The organism is Streptomyces sp. NPDC088910, from assembly GCF_044749865.1.
Classification (GTDB): Bacteria; Actinomycetota; Actinomycetes; order Streptomycetales; family Streptomycetaceae; genus Actinacidiphila.
This window is the reverse complement of the sequence record NZ_JBIVIV010000010.1, coordinates 41764-67662: the sequence shown is the minus strand read 5'-3', so window position 1 is coordinate 67662 and position 25899 is coordinate 41764. Positions and strand designations below refer to the sequence as shown.

Here is a 25899-nt window from a genome sequence, read left to right as displayed (position 1 = left end):
GGGCGACGGGGCGGTGTCCCGTCAGCCCTTCAGGCCGCTGGAGGTGATCGACTGGATGAACTGCTTCTGCGCCGCGAGGAAGGCGAGCAGCACCGGCAGGACGGTCAGGACGTTGCCCGCCATCACCGCGGACCAGCGGGTGTGGTGCAGGCCCTGGAAGGTGGTCAGGCCGAGTTGCAGCGTGTACTGCGTGTCGTGGTTGATGGCGATCAGCGGCCAGGTCAGGTCGTTCCAGGTGCTGAGGAAGGTCAGCACCGCGACCGTGCTCAGCGCGGGCCGCGACAGCGGCAGCACGATGAGCAGCAGCACGCGCAGCCGTGAGCAGCCGTCGATCCACGCGGCCTCCTCCAGCTCCCTGGGCAGCGAGAGGAAGAACTGCCGCAGCAGGAAGACCGCGAAGGGCGTGACCAGCGACGGCACGATGAGCGCGCCGAGGGTGTCGATCAGGCCGAGCCGCTTCATCACCAGGAAGGTGGGGATCATGGTGAGCTGGAACGGGATCGCCATGGTGGCCAGCATCAGCACCAGCAGGGTGCGCGAGCCGGCGAACCGCATCCGGGCGAAGGCGTATCCGCCGAGCGCGCCGAAGACGAGGTTGGAGACGACCGCGACGACGGAGACGATCAGCGAGTTGGCGAACCAGCGCGGGAACAGCGCGTTGCCGAGCACGTAGCGGTAGCCGCCGAGGTCGATGTGGGAGGGCCACAGCGCGGGCGGGAAGCGGTTGATCTCGGCGTTGCTCATCACCGAGCTGACCAGCAGCCAGATCAGCGGGACCGCGAAGAGCAGGGCGAGCGGGGCGAGCAGCAGGTGCCAGCCGCTGAAGGGCAGCCGCGACCGCCGGGGGCGGGGCGCGCTCGGCCGCGGGGCGTCGGCGTTCCCGGCGCCGGGCGGCGCCGCGTCGGGCAGGGCTGAGGTGACGGTCATCGCGGGGCTCCTTCGAGGCGTACGGGCTCGCGGCGGCGCAGGGCCCGCGTGCCGACCGCGATCACCAGCAGGGCGAGCGCGAGCACGTAGGCGGCGGCTGCCCCGTAACCGGCGGTGAAGTTCTTGAACGCCTGCTCCCAGATGAAGTAGACGATCACGGTGGTGGAGCCGAGCGGTCCGCCCTTGGTGGTGACGTAGACGAGGTCGAAGACCTGGAGGGAGTTGATGGTCTGCCACAGCAGCAGGAAGACGTTGACCGGGGTGAGCGTCGGCAGCACGACGTGGCGCAGCAGTTGGCGGCGTCCCGCCCCGTCGAGTCTGGCGGCCTCGATGAGGGACTGCGGCACGTCCTGGAGCGCGGCGAGGTAGACCACGACGCAGAAGCCGGTGCCGCTCCACAGGGAGATCGCGACGAGGACGAGGAGGGCCTGCGACGGATCGGTGAGGAACCCCTGCGGGGAGACGCCGATGGAGTGCAGTACGGAGTTGGCGGCGCCGAACTGCGGGTCGAGGATGAAGGAGAACAGCACGCCCTGGGCGGTGGCCGAGATGACGAACGGTACGAAGATCAGGGTGCGGTAGACGCCGACGAGCCGGATGCGCCGGTTGAGCGCGAGGGCGAGCGCCAGGCCCAGCAGCATGCTCAGCGGGACGTAGAGCGCGGTGTACTCCAGGGTGTTGCGCACCGCCTGGCTGAAGTGCGGGTCCTTGGACAGGGCCCGGTAGTTGGCCAGGCCCACCCAGCGGCTGGGGGTGACCAGGTCGTCCGCGCGGAAGGACAGCAGCAGCGACCAGACCACGGGGACGACGCTGAGGCCGAGGATGACCACGATCGAGGGCGCGATGAAGGTCCACGCGGTCGCGGACTCGCCGCGCAGCCTGCGGCGGCGGGCGCGCAGTTGCTGTGCGTGCTCGCGGTCGCGGTCCTGGTCGGACAGGGTGAGCGGGGCGGGGCGGCGCTGCGCGGGGCCCGGCCTGTGCCGGGGCAGCAGCCGCGGCGTGGTTCTCGACATGGGTCTCCTCAACGCGGGATGAGCAGTGCGGCGTTGGCTTCGTGCGCACAGTCGCGCAGTGCCTTGGCGGGGGTGCTGCGGCCGAGCAGCACCGCGGTGATCGCCTGGCCGAGCGCCTCGGAGATCTGCGGGTAGGCGGGGTGGGCGGGGCGTACCCGCGCGGTCTCCAGGGCCTTGGTGAAGACCGACAGACCCTCCGTGCGGGAGCTGCGGTCCTGCCACGCGGGCAGCGCCTGGGTGCTGCGGCTGAGCGGGAGGCTGCCGGCCTGGATGTCCCACCGCACGTCCTGCGGCGGCTGGATCAGCCACTCGACGAAGGTGCGGGCGGCGGCGACGCGCGCCGAGCCGTTGTCGAAGACCGTCCAGGTGTCGGGCCCGGAGATGGTGACCTCTTTCCCGCTGTAGCTGGGCAGCGGGACGACGTGGTAGTCGATCTTGGCCTGGATGACGTCGGGCAGTTGCCAGGGGCCGGTGGGGACCATGCCCATCCGGCCGGAGAGGAAGACCTGGTACATCTGCTCGCTGCCGGGCTTGGGGTCGATGTAGACGCTCTTGTCGGAGGCGAGGGTGGCGATGGTCTCCAGGGCGCGGACGCCGGTGTCCTCGAAGCCGATGCCGTGGCCGTCGGCGGAGATGACCTCGCCGCCGAGGTCCCAGATCATCGGCCAGATCCGCCAGACGGTGTCCTCGTCGCCGACGCCCGGCCAGCCGGTGCCGAAGGTGCCGTCGGCGTGGCTGGTGAGCTTCTTCGCGGTGGCCGTGAACTCGTCCCAGGTCCAGCCGGGCTCGGGCAGCGGCACTCCGGCGCGGGCGAAGAGCTTCTTGTTGCAGACGACGGCGAGCGAGTCGATGAGCGCGGGCGCGGCGCGTACCCGCTTGTTGACGGTGACGGCCTCGCGGGCCGGGGTCCAGAAGTCGTTCCAGGGGGTGGGGCCGTGGGCCATCGTCGCCGTGAGGTCCACGACCTTGGGGCTGCGGGCGATGCTGGCCAGGTCCGAGCCGAAGATGTAGGCGATGTCGGGGTACGAGCCGGAGGCGAGCGCGGCGGTGACCTTCTGGAGCATGGCGTCGGACAGGACGCCGCCGCCGGGGTCGACCCTGATCTTCGGGTGGGTGCGGTTGAACTCGGCCACCAGTTGCTGGATCGCGGCGCGGCCGGTGTCGGTCTGGCCGTGCCACAGCTCGACGGTGACCCGGCCGTCCGCGCCCACGCCGTCGCTCTCGCCGGTGCCGCAGCCCGCGAGCAGCGCGCCCGCGGCGGCGCCGGAGAGCAGTCCTGTGCCGCGGCGCAGGACGTCACGGCGGGAGAGTCCGGTGTCCCGGCGCGGGTGCCCGGCGGGCGGCGGGTCGCCGGGGAGCGGGCTGCGGGGCAGGACGGGGCCTGCGGTCATCGGTGCCTCCAGAAGGCGGAAGTGCGAGTGCGGGTGCCGGGCGGCGGCTGGGGGGCAGGGCCGTTGCCCGTGCCGGGCGGCGGGGGCCCGGTGCGCCGACGGGGGCGGCGCACCGGGCCGGCCGCGGCCGGTCGGCGGTCCCGACGGCCGGCGTGGTCGGCCGGGCGGGCGGAACAGCCGGTCGGCGGGTTCAGCGGGTCAGCAGGTCTGGCGGACGTATCCGCTGGTGCCCAGCGGTACGACGTCCACATCGCGGCGGACGACGCTGAGCTTCGTGCCGTAACCCGAGCACGCCTTCTGGAGGCCCTTGGCGGTGTACTCGATGACGATCACGTTGTTGCCGAAGCCGGAGGTGTAGTCGCCGCACTCGTTGTACGTGGCGCATTCCTCGGCGACGGCGAAGTCCAGGCCGTTGGCGACCCGGTCGCCGGACAGTTGCGGGGTGTTCTTCTGCGCGATCGCCATGTTCTTGGAGTGCGCGTGGGCGGAGAGGAGCTTGATGTACGACTCGGCCTCGGCCTTGGTCAGGTAGCCGGAGAAGCGGTCGTAGGTGTCGAAGTTGTCGGGTTCGACGCCCTGGAAGCCCTTGGCCGCGCACTGGTCGACCCAGCCGTTGACCTTGGCGGCGATCCGCTGCCGCTTGTCGGCGGTGCGGATGTCGAGGATCGCCTCGTTCCAGTCCTTGTCCTTGACGACGGCGCCCTTGGAGTCCCGCAGCAGCAGGTCGGCGTCCCACTGGCCCTCGGCGCCCTCCTGGGCCTGGAAGGCGTTGACGTAACAGATGTTGTAGACCCCGGCGGCGGCCGGAGCGGTGTAGTCGCGGCTGACCACGGAGACACCGGCGGGCGGGGTGTAGGGGCCCCCGATCTGGTAGTCGAATCCGGCGTGCGCCGGAGGCGGGGAGACGGACTGGGGCGCGGCCCCTGCGGAATCGGGAGCGAGTGAGGGGACAGCCACGACTGCGGCGACGGCCGCGAGGGCGGCCAGACTCCGACGGGACCGGACACGATTCATGCGCATCATCGAGCTCCTGATGATGGGGGGTACGTCCCCGCCTCGGACGCTGACAGCGATCCTGGCGACTTTGTCCGGGCTTGCGGCGCACGGCCGCCCACCGGCTAGGCGTACCTCTGAGGTCGGTGCTCAACTCCGACGTTCGCCAGGAGTTAACCGCGCAGAATTCGTCATGTCAACCGCCCTCTTCTGCGCAAATCATGCTCACTTACGCATCGGAGTGCGCATTATGCTGCACGCATGCTGAGAACTGAGCGTCATGCGCGCATACTTGAGCATGTCTCCGCCAGGGGCGGCATCGACGTCCACGAGCTGTCCCGACTGCTCGGCGTCTCCACGGCCACCGTCCGCCGCGACCTCCAGCACCTGAGCGAACTCCACCTGCTGCGCCGCACCCACGGCGGGGCGGCGGTCGGCCCGGTCGACCTGGAGGTCCCGCTCCAGCACCGCGCGGGCCGCAGCCGACCGGAGAAGCAGGCCATCGCGAGGGCGGCGGCGGCCCTGGTGCCGGACGGCGCGGTGGTCGGCATGAACGGCGGCAGTACGGTGACGGAGGTGGCCCGGCTGCTGGCCGCCCGCGGACCGCTCACCGTCGTCACCAACGCCGTGAACATCGCGGCCGAGTTGGTTCTGCACAAGCACGTGACGCTCGTCGTGATCGGCGGCAACGCCAGGAACGCCAGTTATGAGCTGGTGGGCCCGATCGCCGAGAAGACCCTGGCCAGCTACCACACCGACATCGCCTTCCTCGGCGTCGACGGCATCAGCGCGGCCCACGGCTGCACCACGCACGACCAGTTGGAGGGCGGCACCGACCGCGCCTTCGCCGACAACAGCGACCGTACGGTCGTGGTCGCCGACCACACGAAGATCGGCCGGGCCACGCTCGCCAAGATCTGCCCGCTCGCCGAGATCCATGACCTGGTGACCGACGGGGCGGCGCCGGACGCCGAGCTGGCCCGTATCGCGGGCGCGGGCGTACGGGTGACGGTCGGCTGAGCGCTTTCCCTCACCACGGTCGGCCGCGTGCTGTGCGGGGGCGCTGCGACCGCTGTGCACGGCGCCGGGAAGCGCCGACCGCTGTTCAGGGAGCCGGGCGCGACGACCGTCGTTCACGGCGCCGGGGCGCGCCTGACGCGCAGGGTCAGCACCTCCGACTCCTCACGCCAGTAGGCGATGTTGTGCCGGGTGATGACCGTGTCGCCGTGCTCGGGACCGAGCACCCGCTCCATGTCGACCAGCAGCTCCTCGAAGGCGCGCGCCGCGCCTGCCGCGTCCCCCGCCCGCCCCCGCAGCCGCGCGACATTGTGCCGAGTGGTGAGCGTGTGCGGATGGTCCGGGCCCAGCACGCGGAGCCGGTCCGCCAGCAGTTCCTCGAAGGCGCGCGCCGCGCCGCTGACGTCCCCGGCCCGGCCGCGCAGCCGCGCGATGTTGTGCCGGGTGGTGAGCGTGTCCGGATGGTCCGGGCCCAGCACCCGCGCCGCGTCGGCCAGCAGCTCCTCGAAGGCGCGCGCCGCGCCCTCGGCGTCCCCCGCGCGCCCCTGCCAGTAGGCCAGGTCGTGCCGGGTGGTCAGGGTGTCGGGGTGGTCCTGGCCCAGCACCCGCACCATGTCGACCAGCAACTCCCGTAGCCCCTCGGCCGCTTCGGCCGTCTCCCCCGCGCGACCGCGCAGCCGGGCCATGTTGTGCCGCGTGCTGAGCGTGTCCGGATGATCGGGGCCCAGCACCCGCAGCCGGTCCGCCAGCAGCTCCTCCAGCGCGGTGGCGGCGTCCTCCGCGTCCTGCGCGTACTCCGCCTCGCCGCTCCAGTAGGCGATGTTGCCGCGGGTGGTGAGCGTGTGCGGGTGGTCGGGGCCGAGCACCCGCAGCCGGTCCGCGAACAGTTCGCGGAAGGCGCTGATCGCGCCCTGCGCGTCGCCCGCCGCGCCCCGCCAGTACGCCAGGTCGTGCCGGGCGGCGAGGGTGTCGGGGTGGTCGGGGCCCAGGTGCTGGTGGGTGGTCCTGGCCAGCAGCCTGAAGTGCCCGGCCGCGGCGGCCACCTGGCCCGCGACGCCCAGGCTCTCGCCGACCCGGTAGAGCAGCGCGTGCGCGTGCGGGCGGTGCAGGGCGCTCTCCGCCTTGCCGGTCAGCGCCGTGGTGTTGGCGCGCAGCGCCTGCGCGAGGTCGGTGTCGCGCTCGACCTCCGGCCAGACCGCGGTCAGTGCGTCGGCCGCGGTACGGGCCAGCGCGTCGTGGTCCGCCTCGCCGAGCGTGTCCCGGACGGCCCGCTGGATGAGCTGGTGGACACGGACCGCCCGGTGCCCGGTCTTCGGAGTGTGGTCGATCAGATTGAGCCCGTGCAGATCGCGCAGGGCCCGTACGGTCTGCTGCTCGGTGATCCCGCGCGCCGGGCACTGCTCGGGGGCGGCCCGGCGCACGACGCGGGTGAGGTGGTCGCGGACCGGCCCGCTGGTGAGCACCGGCTGCGGGATGCCGTTCGGGTCGAGCAGCGCGGCCAGCTCCAGCAGGGACCTGGCCAGACCCCGGGGACCGCGGGCGTCGGCGCGGTCCACCGACAGCGACCAGACGGCGGCCACGCCCGCGGTCTGGTCGTCAGGCAGGGTCGGCGGCCTGAGGTCGGCCAGCCGGGCCCGGTTCGCCAGCAGCGCGCGGTAGTCGTGGCAGCCGATGTCGGCGTCGATGAGATACGCGGCGGCCTGGGACAGGGCCAGCGGCAGTCTGCCCAGGTCCTCGGCGAGCAGCGCGACCTCCTCGGGCGCCTCCACCCGGCCGCGCGCGGCGAGCGCCTCCGTCAGATAGCCGGTCGCCTCCCGCGGGGTGAACAGGCCGACGGTCACCATGCGGCGGCCCGCGCCGGTCAGGGCGGCGTCCCGGCTGCGGGTGGTGACGACCGTACGGCCGAGGGGGTGGTCGGGCGGCCACAGGCCGGTGAGGTCGGCGGGGTCCGTCACATTGTCGAGGACCAGCAGCCAGCGGCAGTGTCCGGCCGCCGTGGCGGGGCCGGGCTCCAGCCAGGCCAGGAACTCCTGCGCGGCGCGCGCCGGTTCGTCCCGCTCGATGTGCAGCACCCGCGCGGCGGCGTCGGCGTACGCGTCGATGACGGCCTGCCGGGTCGAGGCCGTGACCCACATCAGCAGGTCGACCTCGCCCGCCCGCCAGGCGTGGTGGGCGCGCCGGGCGGCGAGCTGCGTCTTGCCGACGCCGCCCATGCCGGTGAGCACCTGGCAGACCACGGCGGTGCCGGGGCCGGTCAGCGCGGTGTCCAGGGCGTGGATCACGTCCCGGTGCTGGAACCAGTCGGCCGACCGGGGCACCACGCCGACCCTGACCGGCCAGTTGACCGGTGAGCGCGGCACGACATGCCAGTGGTGGTGCTGGTGGATGTCGCCCGCGACGCCCGCCGCGACACCGCCGCCGGCCGCGGTGACAGCGGAAGGGGCCGGGGCAGGGACCGGGGCAGGGACCGGGGCCGCCTGGGACCGGGCCTCGGCGTCGGTACGGGGCCGGGCCTCGGCCTCCGTGCGGCTCCGGCCCTCGGCGCGGACCCGCGACGGGGTGGCCGCGGGCAGCATCGGCAGCGTCGGGACGGTGTCCGAAGGCTCCGGCAAGCGCGGCGGCGCCACCGGCGCGGGTGCGTACGGCGGCGCGGGCGGTGCGTACGGCGGCGCGGACAAAGGGGCGGGGACGGCTCCGGGTGCGCTCAGCCCTGGGGCGGACCCGGCAGAGGAGGGTTTTCCATCCGTACGTCCCCCATCCGTACGTCCCCCATCCGTAACGACGCCGCGGACCCGTCCCGGGCTCGTACGTCGACGTCGCCGCCGACCGCGATCCCGTCACCGGTGGCCGCCGCCGTCCCGGCGGGCGGGCCGCCCGGCGGTCCGCCGCCGTAGGGACGGTCCCGCAGCCGGTCCACCGCCTGCCGGAGCGCCGTGGCCAGCGCCGCGTCCCGCTCGACGGCCTCGTCCAGCGCGTCGGTCAGGCGGCGCCTGGTCCGCGCGGTGACCGCGCCGTCAGGGGCGGCGCACTCCTCGGTGGCCAGCCGCAGCGCGGGGTCCTCGCCGAGCAGCACGCGGACCAGCGAGTACAGCCGGTCGAGTTCGCCGACCTGGACCTCGTCCAGGTCGTGCCGCCGCTGCTCGGCACCGCTCGCTCGCCACGTGAGCCACACGCAGACATGGCCGACCGCGGCCTCGACACCCGTCACCCCGTACCCCCATGCGCTCACTCGTCTCCACCGACGGTAGCCAGCCGCGCGCGGCCCGGCATCCGATCTCGGCAAGCCGTCGCGAATTGGCACCGCGGGCACACGATTCCACAGACGACCCACGGTGCACACGCGTCAACTCCGGCCCCGGCCGGGGTACCTCGGCTCCTCAGGCGCCCCCGTGGTGCAGCGCGTCCAGGGCGGCCAGTTCGTCGGCGGTGAACCGCAGCGCGCCCGCGGCCACGTTCTCCACCAGGTGGTCGGGGTTGCCGGTGCCGGGGATGGCCAGGACGTGCGGGCCGCGCTGGAGGGTCCAGGCGGTCCTGATCTGGGCGGCGGTCACACCGTGGGCGCGGGCCGCGGCCAGCACCTGCTCGCTCTCCGCGGCGCCCGCCCCCGACTCGCGGCCCGCGCCCGCGATGGCGAAGAACGGCACGAAGGCGACGCCCTGTTCACCGCACAGGTCCAGGAAGTCGTCGTCCTCGCCGGGCAGTCCGAGCGCGTACTTGTTCTGTACGCACACCACCGGCGCGATGGCGCGGGCCTCGGCGAGGTGGCGCGGCCCGACGTTGGAGATCCCGAGGTGGCGGATCAGCCCGCGCTCGCGCAGTTCGGCGAGCGCGCCGAAGTGCTCGGCGATGGAGTCCGCGCCCTGATTGCGGTAGTTGACCACGTCGAGGTGGTCCCGGCCGAGCTGCCGCAGATTCTCCTCGACCTGTCCGCGCAACTGCGCGGGCATGGCGGCGGGCAGCCAGGCGCCCGAAGGGTCGCGCCCCGGGCCGACCTTGGTGGTGATGACGAGGTCGTCGGGGTACGGCGCCAGCGCCCGGTTGATCAGCTCGTTGGCCGAGCGCAGGGCGGAGAAGTAGAAGGCGGCGGTGTCGATGTGGTTCACACCGAGTTCGACCGCGCGCCGCAGCACGCCGATCGCGCGCTCGCGGTCGCTGGAGCCGCTGTCGGGCGCGAACGCCCTGCCGTCCTGCGGCAGCCGCATCGCTCCGAAGCCCATCCGGTTGACGGTCAGATCGCCGAGCGTCCACGTGCCCGCGGCGTCCGCGGTGATCGTCGTCTCAGAAGTCATCGGAGGATTGTCCCACGGCGGCCCACAGCCGCCCCCGAGGGACGTCGAGGTGACATTCAGGCCACATCCGGAGTCCAGCGGGAGTGTCGCGCATCACCGTCGCGACCGGGACCGCGCGGGCCGCTCGGCCTTGTGCCCGCAGGTCATGGCGGGTCATAGTCGTTCTTGGCACCGCACCGAAACATTTCGGGACCGCCCGGCGGGGACCGGATCCGGCCGAAGCGGAATCGGCGCGGCGCCGCTGCGTGCCCGCCGTGTCCCCCTCCCCGGCCGCTGGGCTACAGGAGTGCAACAGTCGTTACGGGGAGGCTGACCCCAAAGCGGACCAAACGTTAACCTTGTCGCATCTTGCGGCCGTTTGGGACCGCTGGGGGAACAGCACAGAGCTCAGGGGGGCTCATGCGAAGAGCTGGGGCAATAACCGCTGCCTTCTCACTGGCGGCGGCTTCGATGATCGGATTCACCGCCGCGCAGTCCGCGTCCGCGCTCACCGCGCCGGTCGCGATGACCGCGGACGACCTGCCGACCTGGCAGACCAACGGCGTCGTGTGGGCGCTGGCCCAGGCGCACGGTGTGGTCTTCGCGGGCGGCACCTTCTCCACCGTCCGGCCGCCGGGCGCCGCCGCGGGCACCGGCGAGCAGCAGGCGCTCAACTTCCAGGCGTTCGACGCCGCCACGGGCGCGCCGACGTCCTGCAAGCTGTCCTTCACGGTCGGCTCTGGCACGGCGACGATTCGGGCGCTGGCCGTCTCACCGGACGAGTCGACGCTGTACGCGGGGGGCACCTTCGGTTCGGTGAACGGCGTTCCGTCGAGCAGCCTGGCGGCGATCGACATCGCCACCTGCACCGTGAGGACCACGTTCAAGGTGTCGGTCTCGGCGCAGGTCCGCAGCATCGTGGCGACGAACGACACGGTGTACATCGGCGGCAATTTCCTCACCGTCGCCGGGCAGCCCCGGCAGCGCTTCGCCGCGCTGACGACCACGGGCGCGCTCAAGCCGTTCACGGCCAACGCCGACAAGGCGGGCAAGGCCATGGTGCTCAGCCCGGACGGCACCAGGCTCGTCATCGGCGGCGACTTCAACACCGTCAACGGGGTCAATTCGCACGCGCTGGCCGTGGTCAACGCCACGACCGGCGCCAATGTGAAGACCTATCCGGGCTTCATCTCGGCGACCTCCACCGTGCAGGACCTCACGAGGGACGCCACCGGCTTCTTCACCGCCAACGAGGGCACGGGCGGCGGTGTCTTCGACGGCCGCATCGCGCTCAACTTCAGCGACCTCAACCAGCGCTGGCGCGACACCTGCCTGGGCGCGACCCAGGCCGTCACCGTCTACAAGGGCGTGCTGTACAGCGGCTCGCACGCGCACGACTGCTCCAGCATGCAGCAGTTCCCGCAGCTCAACAACGACCGGCAGCACCTGCTCGCGGAGTCCGTCGACAACCCGAGGCCGCTGCTGGGCTGGTTCCCCGACACCGACGACGGCCCGGCGGGCACCGAGAAGATCGGCCCGCGCGCCCTCACCACCGCCTCCAGCGGCGGCACGGACTACCTGTGGGTGGGCGGCGAGTTCACCCGGATCGCCAGCAACGGCAACCGGCTCCAGCAGGGCCTGGTCCGCTTCCCGAGCGGCCCCGACACGCGGGCGCCGTCCGTACCGCTCCAGGTGACGGCGGCGAACGTGTCCGGCGGGGTACGGGTGAGCTGGCAGGCCAGCCTCGACCTCGACGACTCGACGCTGACGTACAGGATCTACCGCGACGGCACGCAGGTCGGCACGGTCACCGGTGACTCCAAGTTCTGGATCCGCCCGACGCTGACTTTCACCGACACCGCCGCCTCACCCGGCACCACGTACGCGTACCAGGTCACGGCGGGTGACGCGCCCGGCAACACCAGTGCCAAGTCGGCCGCGGCGGCCGTCACGACGCCGGGCGCGCCGACGTCCTCGACGGTGACGCTCAACGCGACGGCGGACAGTTACGTCAACGCGGGCGCGCCCTCGGCGAATTACGGCCCGGACCAGCAGCTCGCGGTGCGCGGCACGTCCGCTTACCACACGTATCTGCGGTTCGACCTGCCCGCCGCGCCCGGCGGCATGGTGCTCACGAGCGCGCGACTGACCCTGCGCACCAGCTCCGACGCCATCGCGAACTCGGTCGACACGCTCAATGTGCAGCGTGTGACGGGGAGCTGGACGGAGACCGGGGTGACCTGGAACACCCGTCCCACGCTCGACCCGACGGTGCTCGGCACGGTGCCCGCGCCGACCGCGCTCCAGACCGACTACACCGCGACGCTCACCGCGGCGGCGCTGACGCCGGGGCTCGGCGGTCCGTACGATCTCGCGGTGACGTCCACCGGCACGGACTCGGCCTGGTTCTGGTCGAAGGACGCGCCCGGCACGTCGGGACATCCGCAGCTCGTCCTGACCTTCGCGAAGCCGTGACCGCGACCAGAGGCCGGTTCGCCGCGGCCGTCGTCATCGTGACGACGGCCGCGGCCGTCCTGGCCGGATGCGGCGGCGGCGGACACGCGGACGCGGCGCGGGACCGCGCCGCCCCCACCAGCGAGCGCCCGGCCTCCTCCGCGCCCGCCATCGGCCCCGACGGCACCGCGGAGCCGTCCGCCTCGGCCTCGACCGGTCCGGGCGGCGACGGCGGTGCGAACGGCGCCGACGCCAAGGAGTCGACCCTGCCCGAATCCCAGCTCACCCCGGCCACCGGCACGTTCACCGACCAGCAGAAGAGCTATCTGGTCGGAAAGGTGCCCAAGGGCATGGACCCGGCCGCCGTTCTCCAGACCGGCCAGGAGTCCTGCGACCGGATCGCCAACACCGCGGACGCGAGTCCGAAGCTGGCGAAGGAGGCCATCGCGGACGGCGAGATCGCGGACGCGAAGGACGCGATCACGTATCTCTGCCCGAAGTACAAGAGCCTGCTCCGGTAGCGGATCGACCGGCCCGCCCGCGCGGCGGGCCGGTCGGCGCCGGGGACGGTCCGGGTATCGGAATTGGCGCGCGCTCCTTCGGGGCCGCGGATTACGATGCCCGAGCCGTCCCCTTCGCCGTTGTCACCTGCCACGGCGCGCGGGCCCGGTGGTCAAGCAAACGCCGAGCCTGGGAAAGCGCGGGACGTGATGGTTCGTCGAGCACACCGCCGACGGCACGCCGTATCCGTCCGGAGGTGTCGGCGCTGCGCCGGGTGACCGCGTCCGAGGCGGCCCTGGCCGCGCACCGGCAGATCAACGCCACGGCGGTCGGCTATCCGCGCGACAGCGGTGTGCCCGCGCTTTTCGAGGAGCGCGCGCGGCTGCGGCCCGAAGCGCCCGCGGTCGAACAGGGCGCGCGCACGGTCGGCTACGGGCAGCTCGACCGCCTCGCCAACGGCCTCGCCCGTGACCTGCTGGCGCGCGGACTCCCGCCGGGCGCGACCGTCGGCGTGTGCCTCGACCGCTCTCCCGAACTGGTCGTCGCGCTGCTCGCCGTCCTCAAATGCGGCGGCTGCTACCTGCCGTTCGACGCGTCCTGGCCGGACGAGCGGCTGCGCGCGCTGCTGTCGGACGCCGACTGCCGGTGGGTGCTCACCGACCGGCCGGCGGAGCTGGCCGACCGGCTCGACGGCTGCCGGACCGTCCCGGTGACGCGGGGCGGTGTCGCGGAGAGCGAGCGCGGCCCGGAGGTCGAGGTCGCGGGCGACGCCGTCGCGTACGTCAACTTCACCTCGGGTTCGACCGGCCGCCCCAAGGGGGTGCCGGTCCGGCACCGCGGTGTGGTCCGGCTGGTGTCCGGCGCCCGCTACGCCCGGCTCGGCGAGGGCGGCAGGCTGCTGCAACTGGCGCCGGTGACCTTCGACGCGGCGACCTTCGAGATCTGGGGCGCGCTGCTGACCGGCGGCACCTGCGTGCTCTACCCCGACGCGCGGCTGAGCCTATCGAAGCTGGGGCGGGTGCTGCGCGAGAGCCGGGTCAATGTGCTGTTCCTGACCACGGCGCTGTTCAACTCCGTGCTGGACAAGGCGCCCGAAGCCCTCGACACGGTGGCCACCGTGCTGACCGGCGGCGAGCGCGCCTCGGTGCCGCGGCTGGCGCAGGCCGTACGCCGCTACGGCCCCGGCCGCCTGGTGCACGTCTACGGACCGACCGAGTCGACCACCTTCGCCACGTACCACCGGGTCGACGCGCTCCCCGCCGACGCGGCGGAACTGCCGATCGGCCGGCCGATCCAGAACACCCGGCTGTACGTGATCGACACGGACGGCGACGACGGCGGTGAGCTGTGCGAGCCGGGGCGCGCGGGCGAGATCTGGCTGGCGGGGGACGGTCTGTCGCCCGGATATCTGGGGATGCCGGAGCTGACCGCCCGGCTGTTCGTGGAGCGCGAGGTCGACGGCGTACGCGAACGGCTGTACCGGACGGGCGACTACGGGCATCTGCGGGCGGACGGCGCGGCGGTGTTCCACGGCCGCAGGGACGACCAGGTGAAGGTGAACGGCTACCGCATCGAACTGGGCGAGATCGCCCACCATCTGGACCGGCACCCGGCCGTCCGGCGCAGCTTCGTCACCGCGAGCGCCCGCGGCGAGAAGCCGGTGTGGGCGTTCGTCGTCACCGACGACCCGGCCTGCACCCCACAGGCGCTCCGCGCCCATCTGCGCGCGCTGCTGCCCGGCTTCATGGTCCCGGCCCGCATCCAGCTCTGTGACACCCTGCCGTTGACCGCCAGCGGCAAGATCGACCGCACGGCCCTGCTCGCCGCCCACGCGCGCCGGCCGGCCCCGGAGGAGACCTGATGCCCGTCCGCACCACCGCCCCGGAGCCCGTCCGGGACGAGCCCGGCCGTGACTCCGCGCGCTCCGGCCTCCTCCGGGCCTCGACGGCGGGCCTGATCGCCGCCTTCGTCGGCTTCTCCAGCTCCTTCGCGGTGGTGCTCGAAGGGCTCAGCAAGGTCGGCGCGTCGCACGCCGAGGCCGCGTCGGGCCTGATGGCGCTGTGCGTGGCGATGGGCCTGTGCGCGATCTACCTGAGCCTGCGCTCCCGGCTGCCGATCAGCATCGCCTGGTCGACGCCGGGCGCGGCGCTGCTGGCGGGCTCCGCGGGTACGCACGGCGGATTCGCGGCGGCCGTGGGCGCGTTCCTGCTCACGGGGGTGCTCGTCGTGATCTCCGGGCTGTGGAAGCCCCTCGGCCGGTGGGTCTCGGCGATCCCGAAGCCGCTGGCGAACGCGATGCTCGCGGGCATCCTGCTGCCGCTGTGCCTGGCTCCGGCGCACGCGGTCAAGTCCGACCCGGCGGTGGGCCTCGGTGTGATCCTCGCCTGGGCGGTCGTCGGCAGCGTCCGGAAGCTGTACGCGGTGCCCGCCGCGGTGGTCGTGGCCGTCGTCCTGATCGCCGCCACCACGCACATCGACACGGCCGCGCTCGGCCCGCTGTGGCCGCACCCGGTGCTGGTCACCCCGCACTTCACCGCCTCCGCGGTGATCGGCATCGCGCTGCCGCTGTACGTGGTGACGATGGCGTCGCAGAACATCCCCGGCATCGCGGTGCTCAATGTCAACGGCTACCACCCGGAGCCGGGGCCGCTGTTCGGCTGGACCGGCGTCTTCAGCCTGCTGTCGGCGCCCTTCGGCGGGCACGCGGTCAACCTGGCGGCGATCACCGCCGCGCTGTGCGCGGGCGAGGAGGCGGGGCCCGACCCGCGCAAGCGGTACCGGGCCGCGGTCGTCGCCGGCGGCGCGTACATCCTGCTGGGCCTGGGCGCGGCGGCGGCGGTCGCCTTCGTCAACGCCTCACCGCCCAATGTCATCGAGGCCGTCGCGGGACTCGCGCTGCTCGGCGCCCTCGGCAATTCCCTGACCGGCGCGATGGCCGACGCCGACAACCGCGAGTCGGCGGTCGTCACGCTCGTCGTCACCGTCTCGGGCGTGACCTTCTTCGGCGTCAGCGGCGCCTTCTGGGGCCTGGGCGCGGGCGGCGCGCTGTACGCGACGCGGCAGTGGCGGGCGCGCCGGACGGAGCGGGCGGCAGCGGCGGACGCCGGGCCGGAAGTGGCGGCGCGTCCCGTACCGGAGGCGGACGCGTGACACGCGGCGGCAGCCGCGACCTCCTGGAGGTCGCGGCTGTCCCGGGGTGACGCGTCGGGTCGGAACGCCTCGGCTCAGCGGTAGAGCCGCAGATCGGCCAGGCTCCACCAGTTGGCCGCCGTGCCCGTCGATGTGACGCGCACATAGCGTGCCGTGGTCCTACGGGGCAGGTCGGCGACGGTGAGCTGCCCGGTTCCCGTACCGGCGGCGGCCGTCCGCCAGGCGACGCCGTCGTCGCTGGTCGAGATCTGCCAGCCGCGGGCGTAGTCGCCGAGGTTGTCGCCGCTGTCGACGGCGACGCGGGAGAACGCGGTGCGCTTCTTGAGGTCGATCTGCACGTACTGACCGGGGGTCTGGGCCGCGCCGCTGGACCAGCGGGTCGAGCCGTCGGCGTCGATCGCGAGGTCGGGGGCGCCCTGCCCGGCGGGCTGGGAGGTGGCGCTCGCGCCGTTCAGCGGCACCGCGTGCGACCGGCTGGTCAGATCAGCCGACCGGGGCCACGTGAAGGTCGCCAGCGCACCGCCGGGCAGGGAGTATGCGAAGGTCCGGTCGCCGACGGCGACGGCGAAGGAGCGCGGGTCGTCGTTCTCGTTGTGCACGACGAGCGCGGTGGAGCCGTCGGGGTTGCGGAAGGCGACATCGGTGAGCTGGCCGTTCCAGCCGGTCGTGCCGTAGTTGGTGCTGCCGATCCGTACCGCGCCCGGCCGGACGAACTTCGACAGGTGGCCGATGGTGAAGAACTCGGCGCTGGGGGTGACCGTGCCGTCCGGCTGGACGGTCAGCAGGGCGGTGCAGGTGTCGCAGCCGCCGTTGTGCGGGCCGCCGTCGGCGTCCAGCGCGAGGTTCCAGTCGGCGACGGACTTCGCCCAGTTGCGCGTGGTGCCGACGGTGATCGTGCGCGCGTGCCAGGTCAGCGTGCCGCGGAAGATCTGCGCGGGCGTGTCGGTCGCGCCGTGCGAGCCGGAGCACTCCGTGAACCAGATGCCCTTGTCGGGGTGCGCGTCGCGCAGCGCGCTCTGCGCGCTGGGGTCGCCCGAGTAGCAGTGGTAGGCGGTGCCCGCGATCCACCGGGCGGCCGGGCTGTCCAGCACCTCGTACGGGTAGTCGGTCTGCGGGTCCTCGCCCATCTGCTCGGCGGTCTTGATGTCGTCGGGGTGCGTGGTCCAGTTGTGGTCGTACGCGAGGATCTTGGTGCGCGGGCTGGCCCGGTGCAGCAGCGGTCCCAGCGCCTCGATCACCTTGACCTGCGCCTGCACGGGCAGGTCGGTGCCGGGGTACGCGGAGGGCTTACGGTTCTGCGGCTCGTTCTGCACCGTCAGGTAGTCGACGGGCACGCCCGCCGCCGCGTACGCCTGGACGAACTTCACCAGGTAGCGGGCGTAGGCGTCGTAGACCTTCGGGTCGTCCTTGAGGTGGCCGCCGACCAGCGCGTCGCCGTCCTTCATCCACGCGGGCGGGCTCCAGGGCGTGGCCATGACGGTGAGCCGGGGGTTGAGCCGCTTCGCCTGGCGCAGCAGCGGCAGGATCTGCCGCTGGTCGTGCGCGATGCTGAAGTGGCGCAGCGCGAAGTCGGTCTGCCCCGCGGGCATGTCGTCGTAGGTGTAGTGGGCGGCGGCGGCCGTGAAGTCGGAGGAGCCGATGGGCTGGCGCAGGAAGCTGACGCCGATGCCGCGGGCGGGGTCGAAGAGCTGCCGCATCGCGGAGTCCCGCGTCGTGCGCGGCAGTCGGCTCAGGACGGCGGCCGAGGAGTCGGTGAGCGCGCCGCCGAAGCCGTCCACGCTCTGGTAGCTCTGGTTCGGGTCGACGGTGATGGTGGTGAGGTCGGACGGTCCCCGGCCGAAGTCGACCGGCGCCTGCTGCCGTAGTTCCTGCTCGCCGTCGGCCGTGGTCAGCCACACCTGGGCGCGGGGTGGCGGCGCCGGGCGGGAGGTGGAGGCCGCGGTGGCGGCCGTCGGGGTGACGGCGGCCGTCTGGGCGGCCGGTACGCAGGCCAGGCAGAGTGCGGCGGCTGTGGCAGCGGCGGCACCTACGGCGCGTCTCCTCATCGTTCTCCTCGGGCAGCACTCACTCTGAAACGGAATGAAACATTTTCTGGAACCGTGGCGAAAATCAGGTAAGCGGTCGGCGGCGTGCGCTGTCAATGCCTTGTACCGATCCTGCCGTGACCCTGATGGGTCGGGGCGCTAAGCTGCGCACATGAAACGAACGGGTGTAACAGTTGGCTAGGTCACCGGGCACCCGCGTGACGGTCCGCGCCATCGCGGCGGAGGCGGGCGTCTCCATCGCCACCGTGTCGCGGGTCATGACAGGACAGGCCAACGTGGCCCCCGACACCCAGGCGCTGGTCCGCCGGGCGGTCGAACGGCTGGGGGCCCCGGCCCCCGTCCGGCGCGGCGCGGCGGACGGCGCGATCTACGTGCGCTGCCCGTATGTCCTCACCGACTACTTCGGTGTGATCGTCTCCTCGATCGCCGAGACACTGGACCTGCACGGCAGGCGCGTGGTGCTCAGCGCGGGCGACGCGGCGCGCGAGGTCCAGGTGCTGCCGGGGCTGCCGGGCGACCCGGGCATCGCGGGCGCGATCCTCATCGTCCCGCCCGAGCCGGAAAGGGAGTTGGAGGTCCTGCGGGCCCAGGACTTCCCCTTCGTGGTCGTCGACCCGCGCACCCCGCTCCCCCGCGACATCGCCTCGGTCTCGGCCGCCAACCTCGCCGCGGCCCGCAGCGTCACCGCGCACCTGGTGGAGTTCGGCCACCGCCGGATCGGCGTCATCGGCGGACCGGGCGACTGGCTCGCCAGCAAGTCCCGTCTCGCGGGCCACACTTCGGCCCTCGCCGACGCCGGGGTGCTGCCCTCCCCCGAACTCCTGCGCAGCATCGAGCCGACCGCCGACTGGGGCTACGGGGCCGCCTGCGAACTCCTCGACCTCCCCCAACCCCCCACCGCACTCGTCGCGTTCAACGACAAGGCCGCCGTCGGCGCGCTGCGCGCCGCCTACGAACGCGGCCTGCGCGTCCCCGAGGACCTCTCCATCACCGGCTTCGACGACATCGACCTCAGCCGCAGCACCGTGCCCCGCCTCACCACCGTCCGCCAGCCGCTCGAAGAGATGGGCCGGATGGCGGTCTCCCTGCTGATGCGGCTCCTGGACCGCCACACGGTCGACACCCTCCACGTCGAACTGGCCACCCACCTGGTGGTCCGCGGCTCGACGGGCCCGGCCCCGGCGCCTCCCCGCTGACACGGGGGGGGAGGACGTCCGGGGCCGGTGGGCCGCCCGGAGTCGGCGACAGGTGCGTCAGCGCTTGGGGCCGGTCGCGAAGACGCCCTCGGGGAAGGCGCCCGCGGCCAGCGCGCGCATGGTGAGGCCCTGGGCGATCTCGGTCAGACGGGCGGTGCCGGCCTCGCCGAGGTGCTCGTAGGGGGCGCGGCCGAGACGGTCGGTCTCGGACTCGATGTGGCGGCGCAGTTCGACACCCTGGTCGGTGAGCGAGCCGTCGGCGTCGAGAAGGCCGCGGTCGCGCAGCCGGGCGACGGCCGCGTCCCACTCCTGCTCGCTCCAGCCGCGGTGGGTCCTGGCGAAGCCCGGCAGGAAGCCCTTGCCGGTCGCGGTGTGGGTGACGAGGGCTTCCAGGCCGTCGAGTTCGGCGCAGAGCAGGACGGCGAGGTGTCCGTCGCCGCGGTACTCGCGCAGCAGCGTGGTGGCGTGCCAGAAGGCCAGGTGCGGCTCCTTCGGCGACGGCAGGGCCGCGTGGGCGGCGTAGAGGATACGGTCGCCGCCGGTGCACGCCTCGGCGGCCCGCTGGGCGAGTTCGGCGGCCTCGGCCATCTCCGGGGAGTCGACGGCGTCGCCGAGCAGACGGCGCTGTACGGCGTCGACCGCGCGCAGCCGCGCCGCGGTGATGTCCTCGGGGGCGGCCAGGGTCCAGGCGAGCGGGATGTGCCGGGCCACCAGGGAGGGACTGAAGTTGTAGAAGGTGCTCGTCACCACGGCGGGGCCGACCGGGCCGAGGGCGGCGGCGCGGCCCGCGAAGTAGCACATGCGGTTGTTCTCCAGCCCGGCCGCGACCAGCGCCGCCTGCGTCTCGGGCGCGAAGTACACCATCGAGTGCAGCGGTTCGAGCACCCGGAAACATTTCCTACCGGCCAGTAGCGTCATATCCGCCACTTTACTGAGATCGCCGCGCACGTCCACCCCCGGCGCACCACCTGCCGGCGCGCGGCCCCGGCGGCTCCCCGGCCCGGCGCGCGCGCGTCGTCCCCGCCCGTGGTCCGTCCCCGTCCGTCCGCTTTGGCACGGTCCCGCACCGGCCGCCGACCGGCCGACTTCAGGTTTTGACACTACCTTCACTACGATCCGGCGATGATCATAAGAAGGTTACTGACGGCCGGAGTTGGCTGCGGCCTGCTGGTCGTCCTGGCTTGCGGTCTGCTGCCCGCGAGCGCGGTCGCCGACGAACCCACGACACCGGCGACGCCGACGGCGCAAGCCGCCCCGAAGGTGGAACTGCTGCTCGATGTCAGCGGCTCCATGCGGGCGAAGGACATCGACGGGCAGTCGCGGATGGCCGCCGCGAAGCAGGCGTTCGACGACGTGCTGGACTCGGTGCCGGAGAACGTGGAGCTGGGCATCAGGACGCTCGGCGCCGACTATCCGGGCAACGACCGCAAGACCGGGTGCAAGGACACCCGGCAGCTCTACCCGGTCGGCCCGCTGAACCGCACCGAGGCCAAGGCCGCGGTGGCGACGCTGGCGCCCACCGGCTGGACGCCGATCGGCCCCGCGCTGCTCAAGGCGGCCGACGATCTCCAGGGCGGCGACGGCACCCGCCGCCTGGTGCTGATCACCGACGGCGAGGACACCTGCGCGCCGCTCAATCCGTGCGACGTCGCGCGGGACATCGCCGCCAAGGGCATCCATCTGGTCATCGACACGCTGGGCCTGATCCCGGACTCCTCGACCCGTAACCAGTTGACGTGCATCGCGGAGGCGACCGGCGGCACGTACACCGCCGTCCAGCACCGGCAGCAGCTCACCACCAAGGTGAAGCAGTTGGTGGGCCGCAGCACCGACGCCGTGGTGGCCCCGGTGGCCACCCGGGGCGCCGCGCAGTGCGCGGACGCGCCGCAGCTCAAGGCGGGGATCTACACCGACCGCGAGCTGTTCTCGGAGAACCGCTGGTACCGGGTGGACGTGCCGCCGGGGCAGGAGTTGCGCGCCTCGGTGAGCGTCTCGGCCGACCGGGCGGTGAACGCGAACTACGGCGTCCTGCTGCGTGGCGTGACCACGCACGGCCGGGAGATCGTCAGGGACGACGAGGGCGGCACCGGCCGTACCGACGTCGTGTCCGCCGGTATCCGCTACCCCAAGCCGCACGCGGACTCCGACACCCCGCCGGAGACGGTCTGCCTCCAGGTCGGCAACTCCTTCTCGGCCGCGCCGTCGGTCAAGACCACCCCCGGTCTGCCGGTGGAGCTCTCCATCGACCTGGTGGACTCCCCCGACCAGCCCTCCGACGTGGCCTTCTTCGGCCTCGGGCGCGGCTGGTGGCTGCTGGGCACGCTGGCCGTGGCCGGCGCGGTCCTCGGCCTGCTGTCGGGCTGGGTGTCCCGCTGGCGTCTGAACACGGGGAGGACCGTCTGATGCGTACGTCACCACGTAAGGCCGTACGGCTGCTGACGGTCACCGCGGCGGGGCTGCTGGCCGCCGCGGCGCTGGCCCTGAGCGCGGGCGGCGCGGTCGCCGACGACCCGTCGGCCGACCCGAGCGCGAGCACGGGTACGGCCGCTCCCGGCGACGGCGACACCGCGCCGACGGAGGCGGGGACGAGTTTCCGTACCGCCGCCGTCGTCCGGCAGGGGCAGGAGGCGACCGCGGACGCGTCGGCGGGCGACTACCTGTACTGGACGTTCCCCGCCGACAGCGGGCAGAACGTGACGGTGAAGGCCACCGTCACCTTCCCCGAGACCGCGACCCGGCACGGCGCGTCCACCTGGCAGCTCGATGTGTACGACGGGCTGCGGCGCCGCCAGCCGTGCAGATACGGCGCGCAGAGCAGGTCCGTGGCGGCCGACGCGGGCTCGGTCGAGCTGGTCTGCCACCTGCGGGCGATCCGCTCGTGGGCCGACACCTGGTCCAACGATCCGCTGCGCGGCGGCTACTTCCTGCGGCTGACCGTGCTCGACCTGCCCGCGGCCGACCTCGGCCAGCCGGTCAAGGCGGCCGTGAAGGCCACCTCGGAGGGCACGGCGGGGCAGCAGGCGGTCGACGGCTCGGTGACGCCCGTGATGTCGGCGTACGCGCCGCATGTGGCGCCGGGCGACGGCTGGGCGGGCACCTGGTGGTCGCCGCGCTGGCTGTGGACCGGCGGCGGCGGTCTGCTGGCCGCTCTGGCCGGTCTGGGCGCGCACCGACTCGCCCGGGGTCCGATCCGGTCTCGGCGGGACCCGCGCACCCCTGAGCGGCCCCGCGAGCCCGTGGGATACCGGGACTGAGGCAGCGGCACGCGAGGAGGGCCCGTCCGACCGGACGGGCCCTCCTTTCTCGCGTGCGACGGCTGCGACGCGGCCACTGCCACGCGAGCGCTACCGCGCGGCGACCTCGACGTGCTGCGGGTAGAAGGCGACGTGTCCGGCGATCGTGCCGACCGCGTCGTACGGCTTCTCGTACGTCCACACCGCGTCGGTGATCTCGCCGTCCGCGGTCACGAGGGAGTAGTAGGAGGCGTCGCCCTTGTAGGGGCAGTACGTCTGGGACTCGGTCGGGCGCAGGGCGTCGGCCTCGACGTCGGCGAGCGGGATGTACTGCACCGGCGGGTAGTCGGCCTCGCGCAGGGTCAGGGCGTGGGTGGTGTCGGCGATGACCTTGCCTGCGGCCCTGACCACGATGCGCTCCGAGTTCGGCTCGACCGTGATGGGGTGGTCGGGACCGGGTGTCTTGACCGTGCGTGCCATGGGGGCTCCATGAGTAGAACCTGGATGGGGCCCGAGGTGACCTGGGGGGATCTGCCGCGGTCCGCCTGTCCTGGGCGATACCCACCGAGGGTAGACAGACAGGTCTATACGGGTCAAGGACGGCTGGCGGGTAGTCGCAGATGCGTCGTCCGACGGGACAATCGGACCGCCGACTGGCGCATACTGGTGACAATGACAAAGCCTGATGCAGCGAAGCGCTTTTTGCCCACCAGTCCCTTCAAAGCCCCGGTGGCGCCGCCACCGAAGGAGTTCGCCGTGGGCAATCGGGTCACCCACGATGTGTACGGCCTCGGCCGGGTCACCGGAGTCGAGGAAGGCGTCGCGGTGATCGTCGACTTCGGCTCGCTCCAGAAGCGCATCATGAGCCCGTACACCAAGCTCACCAACCTCTGAGGTTCCAACGGCGTGGGGACCCCGAAGGTTCCTAACGGCGTGGGACCTTGCGGGCCGCCCGCAGCCACTCCTTGTTCATCGCGGTGATCGAGGTCAGCGGGATGCCCTTGGGGCAGGCGGTGGCGCACTCCCCCGTGAGCGTGCAGCCGCCGAATCCCTCCTCGTCCATCCGCGCGACCATGTCGAGGACACGGGTCTCGCGCTCCGGCGCGCCCTGCGGCAGCACGTTGAGGTGGTTGACCTTCGCGGAGGTGAAGAGCATCGCGGAGCCGTTGGGGCAGGCGGCGACGCAGGCGCCGCAGCCGATGCACTCGGCGTGTTCGAACGCGGAGTCGGCGGCGGCCTTGGGTACGGGCGTGGCGTGTGCTTCGGGCGCCGCGCCGGTGGGCACGCTGACGTAGCCGCCGGACTGGATGATCCGGTCGAACGACGAGCGGTCCACGACCAGGTCGCGGACGACGGGGAAGGCGGCGGCCCGCCACGGCTCGACGTCGATGGTGTCGCCGTCCCGGAAGGACCGCATGTGGAGCTGGCAGCTCGTGGTGCGCTCCGGGCCGTGCGCGTCGCCGTTGATCACCAGGCTGCACGCGCCGCAGATGCCCTCACGGCAGTCGTGGTCGAAGGCGACCGGGTCCTCGCCCTCGACGGTGAGCCGTTCGTTGAGCGTGTCGAGCATTTCCAGGAACGACATGTCGGGTGAGACGTCGTCGACCTGGTAGGTGGCCATGGCGCCGGGCGCTTCGGTGTTCTTCTGGCGCCAGACGCGCAGGGTGAGCTTCATGCGTAGCTCCGCTGGGTGGGGTGTACGTAGTCGAAGACGAGGTCTTCCTTGTGCAGGACGGGCGCGCCGCCGGTCCGGGTGAACTCCCACGCGGCGGCGTAGGAGAACTCCTCGTCCCGGCGGGCGGCCTCGCCGTCCGGGGTCTGGGACTCCTCGCGGAAGTGGCCGCCGCAGGACTCGGCGCGGTGCAGCGCGTCGAGGCACATCAGCTCGGCCAGCTCCAGGTAGTCCACGACGCGGTTGGCGCGCTCCAGCGACTGGTTGAACTCCGCGCCGCTGCCCGGCACCTTGATCCGGCGCCAGAATTCGTCCCGGATCTGCGGAATCCGGTCCAGCGCCTTGCGCAGCCCCTCCTCCGTCCTGGCCATCCCGCAGAACTCCCACATCAGCTCGCCGATCTCGCGGTGGAAGGAGTCGGCGGTGCGGTCGCCGTCGACGGCGAGGAGCAGATTGAGCCGGTCCTCGGTCTCCGCGAGGACTTCCTGGACGACGGGGTGTTCGGCGCCGATCTCCTCACGCCCCGGGTGGCGGGCCAGGTAGTCGTTGATGGTGGCCGGCAGCACGAAGTAGCCGTCGGCCAGGCCCTGCATCAGCGCGGAGGCGCCGAGCCGGTTGGCGCCGTGGTCGGAGAAGTTGGCCTCGCCGATCGCGAAGAGGCCGGGCACGGTGGTCTGGAGGTCGTAGTCCACCCACAGGCCGCCCATCGTGTAGTGCACGGCCGGGTAGATCCGCATCGGGACCTCGTACGGGTCCTCGGCGGTGATCCGCGCGTACATCTCGAAGAGGTTGCCGTACTTCTCCTCGACCGCCCTGCGGCCCATCCGCGCGATGGCGTCGGCGAAGTCCAGGTAGACGCCCTGGCCGCCGGGGCCGACGCCGCGGCCCTCGTCGCAGACGTTCTTCGCGGCGCGGGAGGCGATGTCGCGCGGTACGAGGTTGCCGAAGGAGGGGTAGATCCGCTCCAGGTAGTAGTCGCGCTCGTCCTCGGGGATCTCGCCGGGCGGGCGGGTGTCGCCCTTGGTGCGCGGCACCCAGATCCGGCCGTCGTTGCGCAGCGACTCGCTCATCAGCGTGAGCTTGGACTGGTGGTCGCCGGTGCGCGGGATGCAGGTGGGGTGGATCTGGGTGAAGCAGGGGTTGGCGAAGTACGCGCCGCGCCGGTGCGCCCGCCAGACGGCGGTCGCGTTGGAGTTCATGGCGTTGGTCGACAGGTAGAAGACGTTGCCGTAGCCGCCGGAGGCCAGCACCACGGCGTCCGCGAAGTGGCTGCGGATCTCGCCGGTGATCAGGTCGCGGGCGACGATGCCGCGGGCCCTGCCGTCGATGACGATCAGGTCGAGCATTTCGGTCCGCGGGTGCATCTCGACGTTGCCCGCGGCGATCTGCCGGGACAGCGCCTGGTAGGCGCCGAGCAGCAGTTGCTGGCCGGTCTGGCCGCGGGCGTAGAAGGTGCGGGAGACCTGGACGCCGCCGAAGGAGCGGGTGTCGAGCAGGCCGCCGTACTCACGGGCGAAGGGCACGCCCTGCGCGACGCACTGGTCGATGATCTCCACCGAGATCTGGGCGAGGCGGCGGACGTTGGACTCGCGGGCCCTGAAGTCGCCGCCCTTGACGGTGTCGTAGAAGAGCCGGTGGACGGAGTCGCCGTCGTTGCGGTAGTTCTTCGCGGCGTTGATGCCGCCCTGCGCGGCGATCGAGTGGGCGCGGCGCGGGGAGTCCTGGTAGCAGAACTGCACGACGTGGTAGCCCTGTTCGGCGAGCGTGGCGCCCGCGGAGCCGCCCGCGAGCCCGGTGCCGACGACGATCACGGTGTGCTTGCGGCGGTTGGCGGGGTTGACCAGCTTCGCGGTGAAGCGGCGGGTGTCCCAGCGGTCCTCGATCGGGCCTTCGGGTGCCTTGGTGTCGGCGAGGGGCTCGCCGGTCGCGTACCGCGCGTAGTCGGACGGCGCGGAGTCGGACGGCGCGGGCGCGGCGTCGGTCGCGGCGGTCGTCGCGGAAAGCTCGGGGCTGTCGGGAGTCTCGGGCGTCTCGGGCAT

At 72.7% G+C, this 25899-nt stretch carries 21 protein-coding genes; 9 read left to right on the top strand and 12 right to left on the bottom strand.

Translation table 11 applies throughout. From position 1 onward, the window contains the following. Window positions 1-21: 21 nt before the first annotated feature. The 4 genes from ACIP4Z_RS22760 to ACIP4Z_RS22745 all read right to left on the bottom strand — a co-directional run bounded on the left by ACIP4Z_RS22760 (window position 22) and on the right by ACIP4Z_RS22745 (window position 4351). On the bottom strand, window positions 22-927 hold the full coding sequence (locus ACIP4Z_RS22760; protein ID WP_355345762.1) for a carbohydrate ABC transporter permease: 906 nt from the start codon (window positions 925-927) through the stop codon (window positions 22-24). After that, on the bottom strand, window positions 924-1940 hold the full coding sequence (locus ACIP4Z_RS22755; protein WP_355345765.1) for a sugar ABC transporter permease: 1017 nt from the start codon (window positions 1938-1940) through the stop codon (window positions 924-926). The genes ACIP4Z_RS22760 and ACIP4Z_RS22755 overlap by 4 nt, the downstream gene beginning before the upstream one ends. Window positions 1941-1948: 8 nt before the next feature. Then, window positions 1949-3331, bottom strand: a complete 1383-nt coding sequence (locus ACIP4Z_RS22750) for an ABC transporter substrate-binding protein (protein WP_401310835.1) — start codon at window positions 3329-3331, stop codon at window positions 1949-1951. A gap of 198 nt (window positions 3332-3529) precedes the next feature. Beyond that, window positions 3530-4351: an endo alpha-1,4 polygalactosaminidase gene (locus ACIP4Z_RS22745; RefSeq protein ID WP_355346065.1), complete on the bottom strand. Its 822-nt coding sequence runs from the start codon at window positions 4349-4351 to the stop codon at window positions 3530-3532. Window positions 4352-4585: 234 nt separating this feature from the next. Between ACIP4Z_RS22745 and ACIP4Z_RS22740 the strand changes: the two genes are divergently transcribed. Further along, window positions 4586-5344 carry a DeoR/GlpR family DNA-binding transcription regulator gene (locus ACIP4Z_RS22740; protein WP_355346062.1) on the top strand — a complete coding sequence of 253 codons (759 nt, stop codon included), beginning with the start codon at window positions 4586-4588 and terminating at the stop codon, window positions 5342-5344. A 113-nt stretch (window positions 5345-5457) separates the two neighbouring features. Here ACIP4Z_RS22740 and ACIP4Z_RS22735 read toward each other — a convergent pair whose 3' ends face one another. The 3 genes from ACIP4Z_RS22735 to ACIP4Z_RS22725 form a co-directional block, all read right to left on the bottom strand. After that, the gene (locus ACIP4Z_RS22735; RefSeq protein WP_401310831.1) at window positions 5458-7953 is read right to left on the bottom strand and encodes a tetratricopeptide repeat protein; all 2496 of its coding nucleotides are present in this window, start codon (window positions 7951-7953) and stop codon (window positions 5458-5460) included. Between the two features lie 92 nt (window positions 7954-8045). Next, entirely contained in the window at window positions 8046-8570 is a 525-nt protein-coding gene (locus tag ACIP4Z_RS22730) for a hypothetical protein (RefSeq protein WP_401310828.1), read from the bottom strand. A gap of 148 nt (window positions 8571-8718) precedes the next feature. Next, window positions 8719-9630, bottom strand: coding sequence for an oxidoreductase (locus ACIP4Z_RS22725; protein WP_401310826.1), 912 nt, complete (start codon window positions 9628-9630; stop codon window positions 8719-8721). A 450-nt stretch (window positions 9631-10080) separates the two neighbouring features. On the opposite strand from ACIP4Z_RS22725, the gene ACIP4Z_RS22720 reads away from it, so the two are divergent. The 4 genes from ACIP4Z_RS22720 to ACIP4Z_RS22705 all read left to right on the top strand — a co-directional run bounded on the left by ACIP4Z_RS22720 (window position 10081) and on the right by ACIP4Z_RS22705 (window position 15714). Next, window positions 10081-12084: a DNRLRE domain-containing protein gene (locus ACIP4Z_RS22720; RefSeq protein WP_391162123.1), complete on the top strand. Its 2004-nt coding sequence runs from the start codon at window positions 10081-10083 to the stop codon at window positions 12082-12084. Then, a complete protein-coding gene (locus tag ACIP4Z_RS22715) occupies window positions 12081-12584 on the top strand; it encodes a hypothetical protein (RefSeq protein ID WP_401310823.1) in 504 nt (167 codons plus the stop codon). Before ACIP4Z_RS22720 ends, ACIP4Z_RS22715 begins: the two co-directional genes overlap by 4 nt. 236 nt (window positions 12585-12820) lie before the next feature. Then, a complete protein-coding gene (locus ACIP4Z_RS22710) occupies window positions 12821-14425 on the top strand; it encodes an amino acid adenylation domain-containing protein (RefSeq protein ID WP_401310820.1) in 1605 nt (534 codons plus the stop codon). Then, a complete protein-coding gene (locus ACIP4Z_RS22705; RefSeq protein WP_401310817.1) occupies window positions 14425-15714 on the top strand; it encodes a benzoate/H(+) symporter BenE family transporter in 1290 nt (429 codons plus the stop codon). Before ACIP4Z_RS22710 ends, ACIP4Z_RS22705 begins: the two co-directional genes overlap by 1 nt. Window positions 15715-15788: 74 nt before the next feature. Here ACIP4Z_RS22705 and ACIP4Z_RS22700 read toward each other — a convergent pair whose 3' ends face one another. Next, entirely contained in the window at window positions 15789-17759 is a 1971-nt protein-coding gene (locus ACIP4Z_RS22700) for a discoidin domain-containing protein (RefSeq protein ID WP_401310814.1), read from the bottom strand. Window positions 17760-17932: 173 nt separating this feature from the next. Here ACIP4Z_RS22700 and ACIP4Z_RS22695 point away from each other — a divergent pair, with 173 nt between their 5' ends. Then, window positions 17933-18955 carry a substrate-binding domain-containing protein gene (locus tag ACIP4Z_RS22695; protein WP_391045528.1) on the top strand — a complete coding sequence of 341 codons (1023 nt, stop codon included), beginning with the start codon at window positions 17933-17935 and terminating at the stop codon, window positions 18953-18955. Window positions 18956-19012: 57 nt separating this feature from the next. Here ACIP4Z_RS22695 and ACIP4Z_RS22690 read toward each other — a convergent pair whose 3' ends face one another. Then, window positions 19013-19873 carry an SCO6745 family protein gene (locus ACIP4Z_RS22690; protein ID WP_391045532.1) on the bottom strand — a complete coding sequence of 287 codons (861 nt, stop codon included), beginning with the start codon at window positions 19871-19873 and terminating at the stop codon, window positions 19013-19015. A gap of 204 nt (window positions 19874-20077) precedes the next feature. Here ACIP4Z_RS22690 and ACIP4Z_RS22685 point away from each other — a divergent pair, with 204 nt between their 5' ends. Both ACIP4Z_RS22685 and ACIP4Z_RS22680 read left to right on the top strand, forming a co-directional pair. After that, window positions 20078-21358, top strand: coding sequence for a VWA domain-containing protein (locus ACIP4Z_RS22685; protein ID WP_401310811.1), 1281 nt, complete (start codon window positions 20078-20080; stop codon window positions 21356-21358). Further along, window positions 21358-22209, top strand: coding sequence for a hypothetical protein (locus ACIP4Z_RS22680; RefSeq protein ID WP_401310808.1), 852 nt, complete (start codon window positions 21358-21360; stop codon window positions 22207-22209). The genes ACIP4Z_RS22685 and ACIP4Z_RS22680 overlap by 1 nt, the downstream gene beginning before the upstream one ends. A 90-nt stretch (window positions 22210-22299) precedes the next feature. On the opposite strand, the gene ACIP4Z_RS22675 is transcribed toward ACIP4Z_RS22680, so the two are convergent. After that, window positions 22300-22668, bottom strand: coding sequence for a DUF427 domain-containing protein (locus ACIP4Z_RS22675; RefSeq protein ID WP_401310805.1), 369 nt, complete (start codon window positions 22666-22668; stop codon window positions 22300-22302). A gap of 192 nt (window positions 22669-22860) precedes the next feature. Here ACIP4Z_RS22675 and ACIP4Z_RS22670 point away from each other — a divergent pair, with 192 nt between their 5' ends. Beyond that, window positions 22861-23082, top strand: a complete 222-nt coding sequence (locus ACIP4Z_RS22670; protein ID WP_188282053.1) for a hypothetical protein — start codon at window positions 22861-22863, stop codon at window positions 23080-23082. A gap of 31 nt (window positions 23083-23113) precedes the next feature. On the opposite strand, the gene ACIP4Z_RS22665 is transcribed toward ACIP4Z_RS22670, so the two are convergent. Both ACIP4Z_RS22665 and ACIP4Z_RS22660 read right to left on the bottom strand, forming a co-directional pair. Beyond that, window positions 23114-23863, bottom strand: coding sequence for a succinate dehydrogenase/fumarate reductase iron-sulfur subunit (locus tag ACIP4Z_RS22665; RefSeq protein ID WP_355346019.1), 750 nt, complete (start codon window positions 23861-23863; stop codon window positions 23114-23116). Further along, a complete protein-coding gene (locus ACIP4Z_RS22660; RefSeq protein ID WP_401310802.1) occupies window positions 23860-25899 on the bottom strand; it encodes a fumarate reductase/succinate dehydrogenase flavoprotein subunit in 2040 nt (679 codons plus the stop codon). The genes ACIP4Z_RS22665 and ACIP4Z_RS22660 overlap by 4 nt, the downstream gene beginning before the upstream one ends.